This is a genomic window from Paraburkholderia strydomiana (assembly GCF_031456815.1).
GTDB lineage: Bacteria > Pseudomonadota > Gammaproteobacteria > Burkholderiales > Burkholderiaceae > Paraburkholderia > Paraburkholderia caledonica.
Window position 1 is genome coordinate 298,828 of sequence record NZ_JAVDVL010000004.1, and the last position, 19,461, is coordinate 318,288.

The 19,461-nt window shown below is 62.6% G+C and carries 16 protein-coding genes; 11 read left to right on the top strand and 5 right to left on the bottom strand.

Going from position 1 to position 19,461, the window contains the following annotated elements; all coding sequences use genetic code 11:
• Positions 1-2: 2 nt before the first annotated feature.
• The 5 genes from J2W46_RS13770 to J2W46_RS13790 all read left to right on the top strand — a co-directional run bounded on the left by J2W46_RS13770 (position 3) and on the right by J2W46_RS13790 (position 5,840).
• A complete protein-coding gene (locus J2W46_RS13770; RefSeq protein ID WP_020065135.1) occupies positions 3-1,490 on the top strand; it encodes a sugar ABC transporter ATP-binding protein in 1,488 nt (495 codons plus the stop codon).
• Positions 1,471-2,484, top strand: a complete 1,014-nt coding sequence (locus tag J2W46_RS13775; protein ID WP_020065136.1) for an ABC transporter permease — start codon at positions 1,471-1,473, stop codon at positions 2,482-2,484. Before J2W46_RS13770 ends, J2W46_RS13775 begins: the two co-directional genes overlap by 20 nt.
• A 74-nt stretch (positions 2,485-2,558) precedes the next feature.
• Complete coding sequence (locus tag J2W46_RS13780) at positions 2,559-3,521, top strand: substrate-binding domain-containing protein (RefSeq protein WP_020065137.1); 963 nt, start codon at positions 2,559-2,561, stop codon at positions 3,519-3,521.
• A gap of 68 nt (positions 3,522-3,589) precedes the next feature.
• A complete protein-coding gene (locus J2W46_RS13785; RefSeq protein ID WP_310354416.1) occupies positions 3,590-4,639 on the top strand; it encodes a sugar phosphate isomerase/epimerase family protein in 1,050 nt (349 codons plus the stop codon).
• Positions 4,640-4,688: 49 nt separating this feature from the next.
• The gene (locus J2W46_RS13790) at positions 4,689-5,840 is read left to right on the top strand and encodes a Gfo/Idh/MocA family protein (protein WP_027804173.1); all 1,152 of its coding nucleotides are present in this window, start codon (positions 4,689-4,691) and stop codon (positions 5,838-5,840) included.
• Between the two features lie 30 nt (positions 5,841-5,870).
• Here J2W46_RS13790 and J2W46_RS13795 read toward each other — a convergent pair whose 3' ends face one another.
• The 5 genes from J2W46_RS13795 to J2W46_RS13815 form a co-directional block, all read right to left on the bottom strand.
• Entirely contained in the window at positions 5,871-6,131 is a 261-nt protein-coding gene (locus J2W46_RS13795) for a hypothetical protein (protein ID WP_020065140.1), read from the bottom strand.
• A gap of 62 nt (positions 6,132-6,193) precedes the next feature.
• The gene (locus tag J2W46_RS13800; RefSeq protein ID WP_310354419.1) at positions 6,194-9,388 is read right to left on the bottom strand and encodes an efflux RND transporter permease subunit; all 3,195 of its coding nucleotides are present in this window, start codon (positions 9,386-9,388) and stop codon (positions 6,194-6,196) included.
• Between the two features lie 15 nt (positions 9,389-9,403).
• A complete protein-coding gene (locus tag J2W46_RS13805; protein WP_310354420.1) occupies positions 9,404-10,627 on the bottom strand; it encodes an efflux RND transporter periplasmic adaptor subunit in 1,224 nt (407 codons plus the stop codon).
• Between the two features lie 223 nt (positions 10,628-10,850).
• Positions 10,851-12,011, bottom strand: coding sequence for an ABC transporter substrate-binding protein (locus tag J2W46_RS13810; protein WP_310354421.1), 1,161 nt, complete (start codon positions 12,009-12,011; stop codon positions 10,851-10,853).
• 42 nt (positions 12,012-12,053) lie between these two features.
• On the bottom strand, positions 12,054-12,995 hold the full coding sequence (locus J2W46_RS13815; RefSeq protein WP_020065144.1) for a CysB family HTH-type transcriptional regulator: 942 nt from the start codon (positions 12,993-12,995) through the stop codon (positions 12,054-12,056).
• Positions 12,996-13,223: 228 nt separating this feature from the next.
• Here J2W46_RS13815 and J2W46_RS13820 point away from each other — a divergent pair, with 228 nt between their 5' ends.
• From J2W46_RS13820 to cobA, 6 genes are all read left to right on the top strand, one after another.
• Positions 13,224-14,903, top strand: coding sequence for a nitrite/sulfite reductase (locus J2W46_RS13820; RefSeq protein WP_310354423.1), 1,680 nt, complete (start codon positions 13,224-13,226; stop codon positions 14,901-14,903).
• A 22-nt stretch (positions 14,904-14,925) separates the two neighbouring features.
• Positions 14,926-15,474, top strand: coding sequence for a DUF934 domain-containing protein (locus tag J2W46_RS13825; protein ID WP_310354425.1), 549 nt, complete (start codon positions 14,926-14,928; stop codon positions 15,472-15,474).
• Positions 15,471-16,223, top strand: a complete 753-nt coding sequence (locus tag J2W46_RS13830) for a phosphoadenylyl-sulfate reductase (RefSeq protein ID WP_310354426.1) — start codon at positions 15,471-15,473, stop codon at positions 16,221-16,223. Before J2W46_RS13825 ends, J2W46_RS13830 begins: the two co-directional genes overlap by 4 nt.
• Before the next feature lie 124 nt (positions 16,224-16,347).
• Positions 16,348-17,310, top strand: coding sequence for a sulfate adenylyltransferase subunit CysD (gene cysD / locus J2W46_RS13835; RefSeq protein ID WP_027775707.1), 963 nt, complete (start codon positions 16,348-16,350; stop codon positions 17,308-17,310).
• Between the two features lie 17 nt (positions 17,311-17,327).
• The gene (locus J2W46_RS13840) at positions 17,328-18,680 is read left to right on the top strand and encodes a sulfate adenylyltransferase subunit 1 (protein ID WP_310354700.1); all 1,353 of its coding nucleotides are present in this window, start codon (positions 17,328-17,330) and stop codon (positions 18,678-18,680) included.
• A gap of 17 nt (positions 18,681-18,697) precedes the next feature.
• Positions 18,698-19,453: a uroporphyrinogen-III C-methyltransferase gene (cobA, locus tag J2W46_RS13845; protein WP_204520378.1), complete on the top strand. Its 756-nt coding sequence runs from the start codon at positions 18,698-18,700 to the stop codon at positions 19,451-19,453.
• Positions 19,454-19,461 lie beyond the last annotated feature (8 nt).

A 19,461-nucleotide genomic window follows, 5' to 3' on the forward strand; every position in this document is an offset into this window, starting at 1 on the left:
TCATGAGCCTCGCTATCCGCTTCGACGACATCCGCAAAGACTTCGGCCCGGTTCGCGTGCTGCATGGCGTGAGCTTCGATCTCGCGCCGGGGCGCATCTACGGTTTGCTCGGGGAGAACGGCGCGGGCAAGTCCACGCTGATGAAAATTCTCGCCGGCTATGAAACCGCGACCTCGGGCACATTGCTGGTGGACGGTCATGCGCAACACTTTGCCGGTTCGCGCGACGCCGAAGCGCAAGGCATCGTGCTGATTCATCAGGAATTCAATCTGGCCGAGCATCTGACGATTGCGCAAAACATGTATCTCGGCCACGAGAAGCGGCGCGGCTGGTTCGTCGACGATGCAGCGATGCGCGCCGACGCCGCGCGTTACCTCGCTCAGGTCGGACTGGACAAGGCTCCGGACACGAAGGTGCGCGAACTGATCGTCGCGGAAAAGCAGATGGTGGAAATCGCGAAAGCGCTGTCGCGCCGCGCCCGCCTGCTCATCATGGACGAGCCGACGGCAACGCTCACGCCGTCCGAAACCGAGCGTCTCTTCACGCTGATGGCAAAGTTGAAGGCCGATGGCGTGACCATCGTTTACATCTCGCACAAGCTCGATGAAGTCGAGCGCATTACCGATGAAGTCATCGTGATGCGCGACGGCCGCTTCGTCGCGCGCAATGAAACCGCGGCGCTGGCGCGGCAGCAGATGGCCAACCTGATGGTCGGCCGCGACGTGTCCGACATGTTCCCCGAGAAGATCACGGTATCCGCCGCCGCGCCGGTCGCGCTGAAAGTGCAAGGGCTCGCCGTGCCGGAATGGGTCGACGATCTGAGCTTCGACGTGCGTGCCGGTGAAGTGCTGGGCTTCGCGGGGCTCGTCGGCGCGGGGCGCACGGAAGCATTCGAAGCGATCATCGGTTTGCGCAAGCGCACGGCTGGACGCATCGAAATCGCGGGGCGTCCCGTCGATCTGAAAAGTCCACGCGAAGCAATGCGCCACGGCCTCACGTATCTCAGCGAAGACCGCAAAGGCAAGGGCCTGCACGTGAACCTGAGCCTGCAGGACAACGTGACGCTCATGACGCTCGAACGTTACGCGCATCCGCTGCTCGACATGAAAGCGGGCCGCGACGCATTGAAAAGCGCGGTGAGCGAATTCGGCATACGCACGGGCGACCTGTCGAGCCGCGCGCGCATGCTCTCCGGCGGCAACCAGCAGAAGCTTGCGCTCGCCAAGTTTCTACAGCCGGAGCCAGACGTCATCGTGCTCGACGAGCCGACACGCGGCGTCGACGTCGGTGCGAAACGCGACATTTATTTCCTGATTCATCGTCTCGCCGCGCAGGGCCGCGCGGTGATCGTCATTTCATCCGAACTGATCGAGCTGATCGGCTTGTGCCATCGCGTCGCCGTCATGCGCGCGGGACGCCTGCAAGCCACGCTGACGCTCGACCATCTGACCGAAGAGGAGTTGATCGCCCATGCGACCGGCACCCACTGAAGCCGTGCAATCCGGCCGCGCGTTGCGCTTCGCGCATCGACTGTATGCACTCGGACCGCTCGTCGGTCTGGTCGCGCTGTGTATCGTCGGCACGGCGTTGAATCGCGATTTTGCGACGCTCGACAACATGATGAACGTGCTGACGCGCACGTCGTTCATCGGCATCATCGCGGTGGGCATGACGTTCGTGATCATCTCGGGCGGCATCGATCTGTCGGTCGGCTCGATGGCGGCGCTGATCGCGGGCAGCATGATCTGGCTGATGAACGGGCTTGCGGCGGGCGTCGGCGGCCACACTTTTGCGCCGCTCGTCATCGTGACGCTTGGCATCGCATTCGCGTTCGTGCTGGGCGGACTGTTCGGCTGCGCGCACGGGCTGCTGATCACCAAGGGGCGCATCGAGCCGTTCATCGTCACGCTCGGCACGCTGGGCATTTTTCGCGCGGTGCTGACATGGCTCGCCGATGGCGGCGCGCTGACGCTGGATAATTCGTTATCCGATCTTTATGGTCCCGTTTATTACGCGAGTCTGTTCGGTGTGCCCGTGCCGATCTGGGTATTTCTCGTGACGGCGGCGGGCGGCGCGCTGATTCTGAATCGCACCGCGTTCGGACGTCATGTGCAGGCGATCGGATCGAATGAACAGGTCGCGCGTTATGCGGCCATACGTGTCGATACCGTAAAGATCGTCACGTATGTGCTGCTCGGCATCTGCGTTGGCGTGGCCACCGTGCTGTATGTGCCGCGCCTCGGCTCGGCGACGCCGACCACCGGTTTGCTATGGGAACTCGAAGCGATTGCTTCGGTGGTGGTGGGCGGCACCGCGCTCAAGGGCGGAGAGGGACGCGTGATCGGCACGGTCATCGGCGCAATTCTGCTGTCGGTCATTGCCAATATTCTGAATTTGACCAGCATCATCAGCGTGTATCTGAACGCGGCGGTGCAGGGCGTGGTGATTATCTTCGTCGCGTTCGTTCAACGCGGACGGCGGTAGGTGTAGCGCTGCAAAGCGACACAATGGCAGGGGCGCACGAACGCCTCACAACAGCACAAATTGGAGACACAACCATGAAGCAGGTCATTCGAGCGATCGGCGCCGGCATGCTGGCGTTGGGGATACTGGGCACCGCGGGCGCTGCACGAGCCGATGACAAGGTCACGCTGGGCGTCGCGATTCCGACAGCCGACCACGGCTTCACGGGCGGCATCGTCTGGTGGGCGAACAAGGCGAAGGCCGATCTCGAGAAAGAACATCCGAATCTGAAAGTCATCGTGAAGACAGCGGCTGGAGCGCCTGAACAGGCAAACCAGTTGCAGGATCTGGTTACGGTGAACAAGATCAATGCGCTTGTAATTTTCCCGTTCGAATCGGCTTCGCTCACGCAGCCGGTCGCGCAGGTAAAAAAGAAGGGCGTGTATGTGACGGTGGTGGATCGCGGCTTGACGGACACCAGCGCGCAGGACGCCTACGTGGCCGGCGACAACACCGCGTTCGGCAGAATTCCCGCCGAATATCTGGCGAAAGCGCTCGACGGCAAAGGCGACATCGTCGCGCTGCGCGGCATTCCGACGACGCTCGACAACGAACGCTGGACAGCGTTCACCGGCGTGCTGAAGGGCTATCCGAACATCAAGATTCTCGACGCGAAATACGCGAACTGGAATCGCGACGACGCGTTCAAGGTCATGCAGGACTATCTGACGCGCTTCAAGCACATCGACGCCGTCTGGGCCGCCGACGACGACATGGCGGTCGGCGTGCTCAAGGCGATCGACCAGGCGAAGCGCAGCGACGTCAAGATCGTTTTCGGCGGCGCGGGTTCGAAAGGCATGGTGAAGAATGTGATGGACGGCGCGCCACGCATCCAGGCGGACGTGTCGTACTCGCCGAAATTCATCTACGACGCAATCAAGCTCACCGCCGAAGCACGCCTGAAGGGCGAGAAGCTGCCGGCCACCACGATCATTCCGTCGGTGCTGATCACGAAGGAGAACGCGCAGCAGTTCTATTTCCCGGACTCGCCGTTCTGAGCCTTTGCACCGTCTATTGGCAGCGGGGCGCGTAGTGAGACAGCGCACCCCGCTAAAGGAACCATACGATGAGAACCATCAAAGGTCCGGCGATTTTTCTCGCTCAGTTCATGGGCGACGAAGTGCCGTTCGACAACCTCGCGCATCTGGCTAGCTGGGCTGCGGGGCTCGGTTTCAAGGGCATTCAGGTGCCGTGCGATGCGCGCCTGATCGATCTCGAACAGGCAGCGTCGAGTCAGGCGTACTGCGACGAACTGCGCGAGACGGTCGAGAACGCTGGCGTCACGATTACCGAGTTGTCGACGCATCTGCAAGGGCAGCTCGTGGCCGTGCACCCCGCTTACGATGCATTGTTCGACGGTTTCGCCGCGCCGCATGTGCGTGGCGACCCGGCAGCGCGAACGCAGTGGGCCATCGAGCAATTGAAGCTGGCGGCGAAGGCGTCGCAGCGCCTGGGGCTGACCACGCACGTGTCGTTCTCCGGCGCGCTTGCGTGGCCGTATGTGTACCCGTGGCCGCAGCGTCCAACCGGTTTGATCGAGGCCGCGTTCGACGAACTCGCGCGCCGCTGGACGCCGATTCTGGATGCCTTCGAAGCAGCGGGTGTGGACGTGTGCTACGAACTTCATCCCGGCGAGGATCTGCACGACGGCGTGACCTTCGAGCGCTTCCTGAATGGAGTAAAACAGCATCCGCGCGCGAATATCCTCTACGACCCGAGCCATTTCGTTCTGCAGCAACTCGACTACCTTGCGTTCATCGACATCTATCACGAGCGCATCAAGGCGTTTCATGTGAAGGACGCGGAGTTCCGGCCGAACGGCAGGCAAGGCGTGTACGGCGGTTATAGCGGCTGGGTGGAGCGCGCGGGACGCTTCCGCTCGCTCGGCGACGGCCAGATCGATTTTCGCGCGATCTTTTCCAAAATGGCGCAATACGATTTCCCGGGCTGGGCAGTGCTCGAATGGGAATGCGCGCTCAAGCATCCACATGACGGCGCGCGCGAAGGCGCGGAGTTTATCCGCGAGCACATCATTCGCGTGGCCGAGCATGCATTCGACGATTTCGCGGGCAGCGGCGTCGATGCAGCGCAGTTAAAGCGCGTGCTCGGCATTTAAGGGCGCTGATCGCAACGGTGAGCCAGCGGTAAGCAAAGGAGCGGACAAGATGCCATCCAGAAGACTCAGATTGGGCATGGTCGGCGGCGGACAGGGCGCGTTCATTGGCGCGGTGCATCGGATCGCGGCGCGCCTCGACGATCGTTTCGAACTCGTCGCCGGCGCGTTGTCGTCCGATCCCGAACGCGCGCGCGCGAGCGCCGCTGAGGCGGGCATTGCGCGAAGCTACGCTGACTGGCAGGAAATGGCGCGAGCGGAAGCAGCGCGCGACGACGGTATCGACGCCGTCGCGATAGTGACGCCGAACCATCTGCATGCGCCGGTTGCCACCGCGTTTCTCGAAGCGGGCATTCATGTGGTGTGCGATAAGCCGCTTGCAATTTCGCTTGCCGAAGGCGAAGCGCTCGCCAAACTCGCGCATCAGAAGAACAAGCTTTTCGCGCTGACGCATACGTACTCCGGCTATCCGCTGGTGCGTCACGCGCGCGAGTTGGTCGAAGCGGGCGAGCTTGGGCAGATACGCGTCGTACAGGTCGAATACGCGCAAGACTGGCTGGCCGAGCCGATCGAAACGGGCGGCTTGAACAAGCAGGCCGGCTGGCGCACAGACCCGGCTTTAGCGGGCCCGGCGGGCTGTCTCGGCGATATCGGCACGCATGCGTATCACCTTGCCGCTTTCGTCACGGGTATGACGCCTGCCGCGCTTTCTGCCGAGTTGCACACGTTCGTGCCGGGGCGCCGCATCGACGATCATGTGCAGGCGATGCTGCGTTATGAGAACGGCGCGCGCGGCATGCTATGGGCGAGCCAGGTCGCGAGCGGCGCGGAAAACGCTTTACGTCTGCGCGTTTATGGGACCAAAGCGGGCATATCGTTCGACCAGGAGCAGCCCAACGAACTGTGGTTCACACCGCTCGGCGGGGCAGCCGAACGCCTGACGCGTGGACGCGTAAGCGGCGCGAGCGCGATTCATGCGACGCGCGTGCCGCCGGGTCATCCTGAAGGTTATCTCGAAGCATTCGCGCAGTTGTATAAAGACGCCGCGTTGCAGATCGAAGCGTTGGATGAGGGCCGCGCGTTGCCGGCGGAAAGCCTGCTGCTCACCACGGTGGAGGACGGCGTGGCCGGTCTGCGCTTTATCGATGCGGTGCTCGCGAGCAGTGCTGCAGATGGGCAATGGCGCGAGATCGAGAAGTCGTAGAGCCACGCGGTCGCTGCATGGCTTTACGCTTCATCCGCCTTTGCTCTTCTTGATCTGGGCTTCGAACGCAATGTCGAGCTTGCTCGCCTTGCGCGGTTTCTGCGGACCGTATGCATCGACAAACTTGACGAAGTCGTCGAGCCCGAGCGGATCGGAGACTTTCTTGTCGGTGCCGCCCGATTTGTCGACGAGATAAAAGAGGCCGCCGGAAAGGCTGATCGCGGCGAACTGCGGATTGCCGCTGCGCGTTTTCAAGCGCTCGACAGCGTGGATGGCTCGCGTAGTGCGCATGGTGTGGGACCGCTGATCAGGGAAAGACTATTACTTTAACAATTTCGCCGACGCCCTGCGGCTCAGCCCGCGCGGCGCCGCAACTTCCGGCGCAACCAGCCCGCCCAATCTTCCAGTACGGTGTACACGACAGGCACGACGACGAGCGTCAATATCGACGACGTAATTACCCCGCCAATCACTGTCTGCCCCAGCGGCCCGCGTTGCTCGCCGCCTTCGCCGAGCGCGGCGGCGAGCGGCAGCATGCCGAAGATCATCGCGAGCGTGGTCATCAGAATAGGTCGCAAGCGCACGCGTGCCGCTTCGAGCAACGCCTCGCGCCGCTCCATCACGCGGCCTTTGCCCGAGGCGTCGAGCAGCGTGCCGCGCCGCGCCTGGTTCGCGAAGTCGACGAGCAGGATCGCGTTCTTGGTGACGAGCCCCATCAGCATCACGAAGCCGATGATCGAAAACATGTTGAGCGTGCTGCCGAACAGCAGCAGTGCGACCAGCACGCCGATCAGCGTAAGCGGTAGCGACGCCATGATCGCGAGTGGCTGCGCGAAGCTCGCGAACTGCGAGGCGAGAATCATGTAGATAAAAATAACCGCGAGTGCGAGCGCCTCGACTGCAAACACCAGCGACTCGTTCATGTTCTTGGTCGAACCCTCGAAGCGGTAGCGGTAACCGGCGGGCAGATGCATCGCGTCGAGCGTCTTCGCAATGTCCGACGCGACTTCGCCGGATGAGCGGCCGTTCACGTTCGTGGTCAGCATGACCTCGCGCTGCAGGTCGCGGCGATTCAGCACGTCGGGGCCGGTCGTCTTGACGATGTCCGCGATCTGCCGCAGCGGCACGAGCACCGGTGCACCGTTCGAGTCGGTGCGGTTGGTGGCGATCATCAACCGTGAGAGATCGTCGATGCTTTCGCGTTGCTCTCGCGGCAAGCGCACGCTGACGTCGTAGTCCTGATCGTCGGGCGCCCGCCATGTGCTGATCGCGTCGCCCGAAAGCAGTGGCCGCAATGCAGTGCCGATATCCGCCACGCCCACCCCCAGGTCGGATGCGAGTTCGCGCTTCACATTGATCGCGACGATCGGCTTGTCGGCCTTCAGGCTTGAATCGAGATCCACGAGGCCGTGGATCTTGCGCATGCTAGCCTGCGCCGCCTCGGAGAGCCGGCGCAATTCGTCCATGTTGTCGCCCTGCAAGCTGAGCTGGATCGCCTTCGTACTTCCTGCGCCGTCCGGCATGCCGATTTCGGTCACGGTCACGCCCGCCACCGATGCGAGCCGAGCGCGGAACATCTGATTCAGTTCGGCCACGCCGCGTGTGCGGTCGCGCCGGTCTTTCAGCCGCACGGTAATGAGCGCGTTGTTCTTGCCTTGCGTGTTGCCCGAGTTGACCGTTGCATAGGTGTAGCGCACTTCGGGATAAGTCGCGAGAATCGCCTCGACCTGCTGGACTTTCTTCGACGTGGCTTCGAGCGACGTGCCCACCGGCGTGTTCAAGCCGATCTTCGTGATCGAGAAATCCGCGTTCGGCACGAACTCGGTGCCGACAAAAGGCACGAGAAACAGGCTGCCGAAAAAAGTCGCCGCGGCCACTACGAGCGTGATCGCCCGATGTTCGAGCGACCAGCCGAGCAGGCGTTGATAGAGCGCGCTCAGCTGCGCTATCTGCTTGTCGAACAGGTGTAGCGAGCGTTCGACGAAACGGCCGTAACGATAGCCTTTGCGGCCTGTATCCGCGTCGTGGAGATCGGGGTCCGGCCAGATCGACGAGAGCATCGGATCGAGCGTGAACGAGACGAACATCGAAATCAGCACGGCGGCGGCAACCGTGATGCCGAACTGATGGAAGAAGCGGCCGATGATGCCGCCCATGAAGCCTACCGGCAAAAACACGGCGACAATCGAGAAGGTCGTTGCAAGCACCGCCAGTGCGATTTCTTTCGTGCCGTCGAGCGCCGCCGTGCGATGGTCGGCGCCGAGTTGAACGTGCCGCACGATGTTTTCGCGCACCACGATTGCGTCGTCGATCAGAAGGCCCACGCATAGCGACAGCGCCATCAGCGTGATGACATTGATCGTGAAGCCGCACGCGTACATCACCGCGAACGTGCCGATGAGCGCGATCGGCAGCGTAAGACCTGTGATAACCGTGCTGCGCCACGAGCCCAGAAACAGGAACACGATGAACACCGTCAGCAAAGCGCCTTCGAACAACGTGCGCTTCACTTCATTGACGCTCTCTTCGATGTTGATCGACGAGTCGTCGGTGATGTCGAGCTTTACGCCTGGCGGCAACTGCGGCTGCAAGCGCGCGACTTCCGCGCGCACGCCATGTGCGACGTCGACCGTGTTCTCGCCTTGCGCCTTGATGATCGACAGAAACAACGCGCGCCGGCCGTTGAGCAGCGCCATGCTGTCCGCTTCCTGCTGACCGTCGATCACGTCGGCGACCTGATCGAGCGTCACCGGCTGGGAGGTGGACGAAGCCGTAGGGATCGCCGACTGCGCGCCGCGCCGGGCGACGATGATCCGCTTGAAGTCGGCCGGCGTCTCGAAGCGGCCCTTTACCTGCACCGTCTGCTCGACGCTGTTCGACGTGAGCGGCCCGGCTGGAATCTCCTGATTCTCGTTTTGCACCGCGCGGATCACCTGATCCACGCCGACCGAAAGCGCCTGCAGTTTCTGCGGGTTCACGTCGATTTGCACTTGCCGCTTCACGCCGCCGACAAGCGACACCGAGCCGACACCGCGCACGGTCTCCAGCCGCTTGCGCACGATCTGATCGGCGACGGTGGTGAGATCGCGCGTGGACAGCGACGCGCCCGGCGCATTCGAGACCGCAACCGTCACGATCGGCATATCAGCCGGGTCGTAGCGCGATACGCGCGGCTCCTTGACGCCGTCGCGCAGGTCGGGGCGGATCAGTGCAATCTTGTCGCGCACGTCCTGCGCGGCCTGCACCGCATCCACCGCGAGATCGAACTGCACGATCACGACCGATTGCGCGTCGTACGAACGCGACGTGATCTGATCGATGCCGCTGATCGTGTTGACGGCTTCCTCGATCTTGCGCGTGACGTCCGACTCGACCGATTCGGGCGATGCGCCCGGATACGCCGTCTGCACGACGACGATCGGGAACGTGATGTCGGGGAACTGATCGACCTTGAGCCGCTGATACGAGAAGAGGCCTATCACGAGGAAGGCCATCATCATCATCGTGGCGAGCACCGGGTTGCCGATGCTGATGCGGGTGAACCACATGGGCGAGGGCTCCGCTCAGCGCTGGCCGGAGCCGGGCGCGCCGGTCACCGGCGCTGGCGCTGGGCTTGGAACTGGAATTGGAGCTGGCCTGGACGCAGGCGCCGTAGCTCCCGCCGCGGGCACCATATGCACGGTGCTGCCGATGCGCAACGAGCCGAGATTGTTCTTCACGATCTGCTGGCCGGGTGTCAGTGGGCCGCCGACGATCTCGGTCCACGTGCCGCCGTCGGCGTCGCCGGTGATTCCGGTCTGCACCGGCTGTTCCACGAGCTTGCCGCCGACGAGCGCATAGACGCTATGGCGCGCGGCATCGGTACGCACGGCAGTGGCGGGCACCGCCAGCACGTTTTCCCTGCTGCCGACCGAGATCGTGCCGGTGCCGAACATGCCCACACGCAATGTGCCCGAAGGATTCGCCACCCTGACATACACCATGATCGAGCGCGAACCGGGCTGCGCGGCGGGATTGATGCGAGTGATTGCGCCTTGTACCGGCCCGTCGATGCCGTCGAACATGATCTGCACCGGCTGGCCGATCCGTACGCGGCCGATCTCGCCGACCGGCACCGGCGCTTCGAGTTCGAGAGTGCGCAGATCGACCACGTCGAAGAGCTTGGTATCCACGGCGACCTTTTCGCCTGGCTCGACCGAACGCGACGCAATCTGCCCGTTGAGCGGCGAGCGCACCACGGTGTCGGCGAGCGACAGATTCGACGACGCGAGCGCCGCGCGCGCCGCATCGAGATTCGCACGCGCTATCTCGTACTGGCTTTGCGCAGTGTCGAACGCGTTCTTCGAAATGAAGCCTTTCTCCACCAGTACGCGATTGTTTTCGAGCGTTTGCCTTGCGATGTCCAGTTGCCCCACCATCGCGGCCATCTGACCGCGGCTTTGCTCGGCGCGCGCCACGTAGTCGCGGGCATCGATCTTCGCGAGAATCTGGCCGCTCTGCACGGCGTCGCCTTCGCGCACGGCGACTTCCAGTACCGAACCGGCGACCTTCGATTTGACGGCGGCTTGCGTGACGGCGCGCAGCGAGCCGGTAAGAGGCAGCGTCTGGACGAGCGAGCGGCGGCTGACCGTGGTGAGATCGTCGGCAGAGAATTCGATCACGGAAGGTGCCGTGTCCGCCGTGGTGGCGGGCGTCTCGCGCTTTCTGATCGCCTGGGCTATCGCGATGGCGAGAATCACGACGGCAACCACGGCGGCGATGATGATGCGTTTTCTGGTCTTTAGCATGCGCGATCTGACGGACTTCACGGATTGGCGATACACGCGGATTCGGCGGTGGCCCGAGAGCCGGTGGCCTGAGGCACAGGCGCGCCGCGCGCTCGTCGCGCAATCGGCAAGTTAGCCTGAGCCCGCGCTCACCGCAAGCTGGCCGTCAGCATGGTACACGGAGGTTGCGGCGCGCGAGACCGAGCCCGCGGCGCCGCTCGAGCGTGCGCACGCAGAACAAGGCTTACTGACTCAGATAAACGAACTTGCCGTTCCTGATGATGCCCATCACGCTCGCGCGCTGATCCAGTCCCACGTGGTCCTTCGCGCTCGTATTGACGACGCCGTTCGGCACCACCAGTTCATGCGCGTGTTCCAGTTCGTTGCGCAACGCCACGCGGAAGGCCTCCGTGCCAGGCTGCGCGGTCTTGAGCGCGCGCGTCACCGCGTCCTGCAAACGCGGATAGACGCCCGCTGCATCGCCCGCGAATTGCGTGACGCTGCCCGGTCCGTACTTCGCCTCGTACTCGTTCGCGAACGCGAGCGCCGCCTTTTTCGCCGGATGATCGGCCGGCAACGTGCGCGCGACGACGACCGGCTGCGTCGGAAACAGGGTGCCTTCCACGTCCTTGCCGCCGAGCTTGATGAATTCCGGCGTTGCGATGCCATGCGTCTGATAGATCGGCCCTTTGAAACCGCGCTCGATCAGCGTGCGCTGCGGCAACACGGTCGGCGTGCCCGCGCCTGCGATCAGGATCGCGTCGGGTTTCGCGGCCATCAGCTTGAGACCCTGGCCGGTCACGCTCGCGTCGGTGCGGTTATAGCGCTCGGTCGCGACCAGTTGAATGTGGCGCAGCGCCGCGAATTTGCTGAACTCGTTGAGCCAGCTCTCGCCGTAGCCGTCCGCGAAACCAATGAAACCGACTGTCTTGACGTTGTGGTTCGACATGTAGCGCGTCATCACGTCGGCCATCGCGCTGTCGGTCTGCGCCATCTTGTACGCCCACACCTTCTTGCCTTCCTGCGGCTCCACGACGCTCGCCGAGCCGATCAGCGTGATCATCGGCGTCTGGCTTTCGGCGACCGGATCGAGCGCGGCCATCGCCGCGGGCGTGATGTTCGGGCCGACGATCACGTCGACGTGATCTTCGTTGATCAGCTTACGGATGTTGCGCACGGCGGCGCCGGGGTCGGAGGCGTCGTCGAGAAAAATGTAGTCGGCTTTCTGGCCGGCGATGGTGGCCGGCCACATCAGCATGGCGTTCTTGCTCGTAATGCCGATCACCGCGGCGGGGCCGGTGCTCGACAGATCGATGCCGACCTTGATGTCGGCGTGCGCGGCGGTGGCGAACAAAAGAGCGCCGAGAGCGGCGAGGCCGCGAAGTTTGTTGTTATGCGACGTCATCGATGGGTCTCCGTAGCGGGATAGCAGGAAGCGGTGGTGAGTTCAAAGTTCGTAGGTTTCGTGTTCGCCCTTGAGCGCCTGTTCGATCAGCTTGCGGTTCATGCTCGGCGACAGCAATTCGACGAGCGTGTACACATAGCTGCGCAGATACGCGCCCTGTTTGAGCGCGACTCGCGTCACATTGCTGCCGAACAGGTGGCCGACCGGCATTGCCCGCAAATGGCGGTCGCGCTCGGCGTTGAATGCAATGTCCGCCATGATGCCGACGCCGAGACCCAGTTCCACGTAGGTTTTGATCACGTCGGCGTCGATGGCCTCCAGCACGATGTCCGGATGCAGCCCGCGCAGCCGGAACGCCTCGTTGATCTTGGTGCGGCCGGCGAACGCGTTGTCGTAGGTAATCAGCGGATACTGGGTCAGATCGTCCAGCGACAAAAGTTTGCGGTCGAGCAGAGGATGGTCCGGCTGCATCACCGCCACGTGGTGCCACTGGAAGCACGGCAGCGAGACCAGTTCCTTATAGTTAGCGATCGCTTCCGTCGCAATGGCGAGGTCCGCCTGGTCGTGCAGCACCATCTCGGCGACCTGCGTCGGGCTTCCTTGCAGTATCGAAAGGTGGACCTTGGGAAAGCGTTTCTTGAATTCGGCGATGGCGGCCGGCAGCGAGTAGCGCGCCTGGGTATGCGTGGCGGCGATCACGAGGTTGCCCTGATCCTGCGCCGCGTAGTCCTTGCCGACACGCTTCAGGCTCTCTACTTCCTGCAAGATCCGCTCAACCGACTGAAGAATGATCCGGCCCGGCTCGGTGAGCGAGCGAACGCGCTTGCCGTGGCGCGTGAAGATTTCGACGCCCAGTTCGTCCTCGAGCTCGATGATCGCCTTCGAAACGCCTGGCTGGCTTGTATACAGCGCCTTGGCTGCTTCGGTCAGGTTGAAGTTCTGCCGCACAGCCTCGCGGACGAAGCGGAACTGATGCAGGTTCATATATAACCTCTCCGCATATCAAAAGAATTTTTTAGTCGTTTGAAATATAAGGCGAGTTTATTACGATCTGTCCATCTTTTTCAATATGGATATCTGTATTTGTTATAAGCAAATGAGAGATAGGTCTAAACCCTGACTCGATCCAGCTGACAAACACAGATGTTCAGAGCGCGGCGAAACCGGATCGCCTCGTGTCACGCGGTAACGCAAAAAAATTGGGGTCCCCGAATGTACCAATACGATCAGTACGACCAGACCATCGTCGATGAACGGGTCGCGCAGTACGCCGATCAGGTTCGCCGCCGTCTGTCGGGCGAATTGAGCGAAGAGGAGTTCCGTCCGCTGCGCCTGCAGAATGGCCTGTACTACCAGCGCCACGCGTACATGCACCGCATCGCGATTCCGTACGGCAATCTGCGCAGCGACCAGCTTCGCATGCTCGCGCAGATCGCGCGCGAGCATGACCGGGGCTACGGCCACTTCTCCACGCGTTCGAACATCCAGTACAACTGGATCAAGCTCGAGGAAACGCCGGAGATTTTGCGCAAGCTCGCGTCGGTGCAGATGCACGGCATTCAGACCTCGGGCAATTGCATCCGCAACATCACCGCCGATCAGTTCGCGGGCGTGGCGCCGGACGAATTCGTCGATCCGCGTCCCTGGGCGGAAATTCTGCGTCAATGGTCGACGTTCCACCCCGAATTCGCGTGGCTGCCGCGCAAGTTCAAGATCGCCGTGTCCGGTTCGCACGAAGACCGTGCCGCCGTGCAGATTCATGACATGGGCGTGTATGTGAAGCGCAATGCTCAGGGCGAACTCGTGGTCGACATTCTGGCGGGCGGCGGTCTGGGCCGCACGCCGATCGTCGGCGCGGTGATCCGCAGAGACCTGCCATGGCAACACCTGCTGACGTACAGCGAAGCCGTGCTGCGTGTGTACAACCGCTACGGCCGCCGCGACAACATGTACAAGGCGCGCATCAAGATTCTGGTGAAGGCGCTCTCCCCGGAGAAGTTCGCCGCGCAGGTCGAGGAAGAATGGCAGCACCTGAAGGACGGCCCTTCGACGCTCACGCAGGCCGAGTTGGATCGTGTGTCGCAATATTTCCAGCCGCCGGTGTACGAGAAGCTGGCCGACACGGACGCTTCGTTCGAAAAGCATCTGCTGGAAAACCGCGCGTTCGCCCGCTGGGTCGAGCGCAATGTGCGTCCGCATAAGGTCTCGGGCTATGCAGCGGTCACGCTGTCGCTGAAGAACGGCGTAGTCGCGCCGGGCGACGCCACCGACGCGCAAATGGAAGCGGTCGCCGATTGGGCCGACGAGTACTCGCTGGGCGAGATCCGCGTGTCGCACGAACAGAACCTGATTCTCGCGAACGTCAAAAAGCGCGACCTGTTCGCGTTGTGGGAAAAGGCCAAGGCACAAGGTTTCGCAACGCCGAACATCGGCTTGCTGACCGATATCATCGCGTGCCCGGGCGGCGATTTCTGCTCGCTCGCGAACGCGAAGTCGATTCCGATTGCGCTCGCCATCCAGGAACGTTTCAACGATCTCGATTACGTGTACGACCTGGGCGACGTATCGCTGAACATCTCGGGTTGCATCAACGCTTGCGGTCATCACCACGTCGGCAATATCGGCATTCTGGGCGTCGATAAGGACGGCTCGGAGTGGTATCAGGTGACGCTCGGCGGCGAGCAGGGTACAGGCGCAAGCGGCGCTCAGCTGGGCCGCGTGATCGGCCCGTCGTTCTCGGCGGAAGAAATGCCGGACGTGATGACGAAGGTGATCGACACGTTCGTTGAAAACCGCCACGAAGGCGAGCGTTTCATCGACACGTACACCCGCATCGGCATGGCTCCGTTCAAGGAACGCGTGTACGCGTCGCGTCAACCGGCTCACGCGTAACCGCGCAAAGGATAAAGAACAGATGGCTTCTATCATCAAGAACCGCGCGATCGTCAACGATGACTGGGCGCTCGTGCGCCCGGCGGAAGACGGCTCGCTGCCCGCGGTGACCGAACTGCCGGCTGGCCGCGTGCTGGTGCCGCTCGCGTTGTGGAAGGCAGAGCGCGATGCGTTGAGCGCTTCGCGCAGCGCCGCTGAGCTCGGCGTGTGGCTCGCGCCGGACAGCGAACCGGCGGACATTGCCGGCGACTTCGACAAGCTTGCAGTGATCGCCGTGGACTTCCCGGTGTTCCGTGACGGCCGAGGTTATAGCATCGGCCGCCTGCTGCGTGAGCGTTATGGCTACAAGGGCGAACTGCGCGCGATCGGCGACGTGCTGCGCGACCAGGTGCGTTTGATGTTCCGTTGCGGCTTCGACGCTTTTGCGGTGCGCGCGGACAAGGACATCAGCGACGCGCTGAAAGCATTCGACGACTTTACCGTGCAATACCAGGGCGCGTTCGACGAGCCGGCGCCGCTGTTCCGCCGCCGCGCAGCTTCGTCCTCTGCTTCGCAGAAGGCTTCGGCATGAGCGCCGCCTCGTTGCAATCGCTCACACCGGAACTCGCCGCGAAGGTCGAGCGCCTTGACGCGCTGCTCGATTCGATCGCTGCTCGTCACTCGAACGTGAAGCTCGCAAGCAGTCTCGCCGCCGAAGACATGTTGCTCACGCATGCGATTTTGTCGCGCGGCGTGAAGATCGGCATCTTCTCGCTGAATACGGGCCGCTTGCATGCCGAGACGCTAGGCATGATCGATCGTGTGAAAGAGCGCTATGGCTACGACATCGAGCAGTTTCATCCGCAGGCTGCCGCGATTGACGAATACGTCGCGTCGCATGGGCTAAATGCTTTCTATGAGAGCGTCGATCTGCGCAAGCGCTGCTGCGAAATCCGCAAGGTCGAGCCGTTGAACCGTGCGCTGTCGGACGTGAGCGCGTGGGTGACGGGCCAGCGTCGGGAGCAGTCGGTGACGCGTGCCGAATTGCACGAGGAAGAACACGACGCCGCGCGCAACATCGCGAAGTTCAATCCGCTGACCGACTGGACCGAGGCTGAGGTTTGGGACTATCTGAAAGCCTTCGACGTGCCGGTGAATCCGCTGCATGCGCGCGGTTATCCGAGCATTGGTTGCGAGCCTTGCACGCGTGCGGTGCGTCCGGGCGAAGATAGCCGGGCCGGACGCTGGTGGTGGGAATCGCGCGATACGAAGGAATGCGGACTTCATATCACGACGATTATGCCGATTGCAGTCGACCGCGGCGAGAACGCTCCGGCCTGATGCATTGCCTGAATTGTGTTGCGTCGAGGACTTGGCTTTGCCATTTCACGCCGCACATACCGAATTGAATATCAGCGCTTTCACGGGCAACCGCTCGACAAGCGAATCAACGAAGGACCCAAACATGAGCACCACGCTCGATTCCACTGTCAACGCTCCGCTTGCCAACACGGCGAACCGGATGGATCACCTCGATTGGCTCGAAGCCGAGTCGATTCATATCCTGCGCGAACTGGTTGCCGAATGCAGCAAGCCCGCGCTGCTGTTTTCGGGCGGCAAGGACTCGGTCGTCGTGCTGGCGCTCGCGCTGAAGGCCTTCGGCATCGGCGCAAATCGCAAGACCGTGTTGCCGTTCCCGCTCGTGCATATCGACACCGGTCATAACTACGACGAAGTGATCGACTTCCGCGACCGTCGCGCGAAAGAGATCGGCGCGGAACTGGTGGTCGGCCACGTTGAAGATTCGATCAAGCGCGGCACGGTGCGTTTGCGCCGAGAAACGGATTCGCGCAACGCGGCGCAAGCCGTCACGCTGCTCGAAACCATCGAACAGCACGGCTATACCGCGCTGATCGGCGGCGCGCGCCGTGACGAAGAGAAAGCCCGTGCGAAAGAGCGCATTTTCTCGTTCCGCGATGAGTTCGGCCAGTGGGATCCGAAAGCGCAGCGCCCGGAACTGTGGAGTCTGTACAACGCCCGTCTGCACAACGGCGAGCATCTGCGCGTGTTCCCGATCTCGAACTGGACCGAACTCGACGTGTGGCAATACATCGCTCGCGAAAAGCTCGAACTGCCGTCGATCTACTACGCCCACCAACGCGAGATCGTGCGACGCAATGGCCTGCTCGTGCCGGTCACGCCGCTCACGCCGATGCGCGAAGGCGAAGTCAGCGAAACGGCACAAGTGCGCTTCCGCACCGTGGGCGACATTAGCTGCACGTGCCCGGTCGAGAGCGACGCGGACGATCTGGAGAAGATCATCGCCGAAACGGCCGTGACGGAAATCACGGAACGCGGCGCGACACGGATGGACGATCAGGTCTCCGAAGCCGCGATGGAACAGCGTAAGAAGCAGGGTTATTTCTAAGCACACGAGGCAATGCAATCATGAATATTCATCAACCGGAAGACCTCGGCGTGCTTCGCTTCATTACCGCTGGCAGCGTGGACGACGGCAAGAGCACGTTGATCGGCCGCCTGCTGTACGACAGCAAAGCCGTTTTGAGCGATCAGCTTTCCGCACTGTCGCGTGCGAAGAACAAGCGCACCGTGGGCGACGAAATCGATCTGTCGCTGCTGACCGACGGCCTCGAAGCCGAGCGCGAGCAGGGCATTACGATCGACGTCGCCTATCGTTACTTCGCGACCGCGAAGCGCAAGTTCATCATCGCCGATACGCCGGGCCACGAGCAGTACACGCGCAACATGGTGACGGGCGCGTCGACCGCGCACGCGGCGATCATTCTGGTCGACGCAACGCGGGTGACGTTCGTGGACGGCGTCGCCCAATTGCTGCCGCAAACCAAGCGGCATAGCGCGATCGTCAAGCTGCTCGGCCTGCAGCACGTGATCGTTGCCATCAACAAGATGGATCTGGTCGAATACAGCGAAGCGCGGTTCAACGAGATCCGCGACGCGTATGTGGATCTCGCGCGCCAACTCGGCTTGAGCAACGTGCGCTTCGTGCCGGTGTCGGCGCTGAAGGGCGACAACATCGTGACGGCGAGCGAAAGCATGCCGTGGTATGCGGGCGAGCCGCTGCTCGATCTGCTCGAAGCGTTGCCGGTCGAAGTGCCGACGGGCCAGGCGCTGCGTTTCCCGGTGCAATGGGTGGCGCGTCAGGACGGCAGCCAGGCCGACGATTTCCGCGGCTACATGGGCCGTGTGGAAGCGGGCGAGGTCAAGGTGGGCGACACGATCGTCGTGTTGCCGGCCAACCGCGAAGCGACGGTTGCGGAGATCATCGCGCCGGTGGTCGGCGGCACGGCGCAAGTGGATCGCGCGTTCGCCGGTCAAACGGTGACGATCCGTCTCGCGGAAGACGTGGACGTGTCGCGCGGCGATACGTTCGTCTTGCGCGAAGCGGCTCCGGAACCGGCGAAGAAACTCGAAGCCGACCTGTGCTGGTTCGACGACACGCCGCTTTCCACGCAGCGCAAGTATCTGCTGAAGCAGACCACCAATACGGTGTTCGCGCGCATCGGCGCGATCAAGGAAGTGCTCGACGTGCATACGCTGTCGCAGTCGACCGATCGCCGCGAACTGGCGATGAACGATATCGGCCGCGTAGCGTTGACATTGCAAAAGCCGTTGGTGTGCGACGTGTATGACTCGCATCAGGGCACGGGCGCGTTCGTGCTGATCGACGAAGCGACTCATCACACGGTCGCGGCCGGGATGATCCGGGCGTTTTCCGCGTCAATGATTGGCGCAGCCGCGCACCGCGAACGCCCCTGACGAACAGGCTGAGGCAAATGGGTAAGGTTTATCTGATCGGTGCTGGACCGGGTGCTGCGGACCTGATTACGGTGCGCGGCGCGCGGCTGCTCGCGACCGCCGATGTGGTCCTGCACGACGCGCTGGTGGAGCCCGCGATGCTCGATTACGCGCCGTCCAGCGCGCGCCGGATTGCGGTGGGCAAGCGCTGCGGACAACTATCGACGGCGCAGCAGTTCATCAACAAGCAGATCGTGGATGCCGCGTTGGAGCACGAGGTGGTGGTCCGCCTGAAGGGCGGCGATCCGATGCTGTTCGGTCGCGCCGATGAGGAGATGCGCGCTCTCGAGGCGGCCGGCATCGAGTATGAGGTGGTGCCCGGCATTACGGCGGCGCTGGCTAGCGCGGCCTCGCTGAAGCGCTCGCTGACGTTGCGCGGCGTATCGCGCAGTGTCGCGCTGGCGACGTTCAGCCGCGCGCCGGGCTCCGACGAAATCCGCGAGCAGGTGAACGCCGATTCGCTTGTGTTTTACATGGGCCGCGATAGCGGCGTTGAGATTGCGCAGCAATTGATCGATGCAGGCAAGCCCGTTTCCACGCCTGTCGCGATTGTCGAGGCTTGCAGTACCGAGCGTGAGCGGATGTTGACGCTGACGCTCGAAAAGCTTGCTGCTGGCGAAGCGCAACGGTGGGTGGATGCTTCGCAGCCGAGTCTGGTGATGATTGGGGAGGCGTTTGCTGAGCGGCAGATCAGCGCGCTTCAGTCTGCGAGTGGGATGTTGGTGGCGGCTTAAGTTTTCGA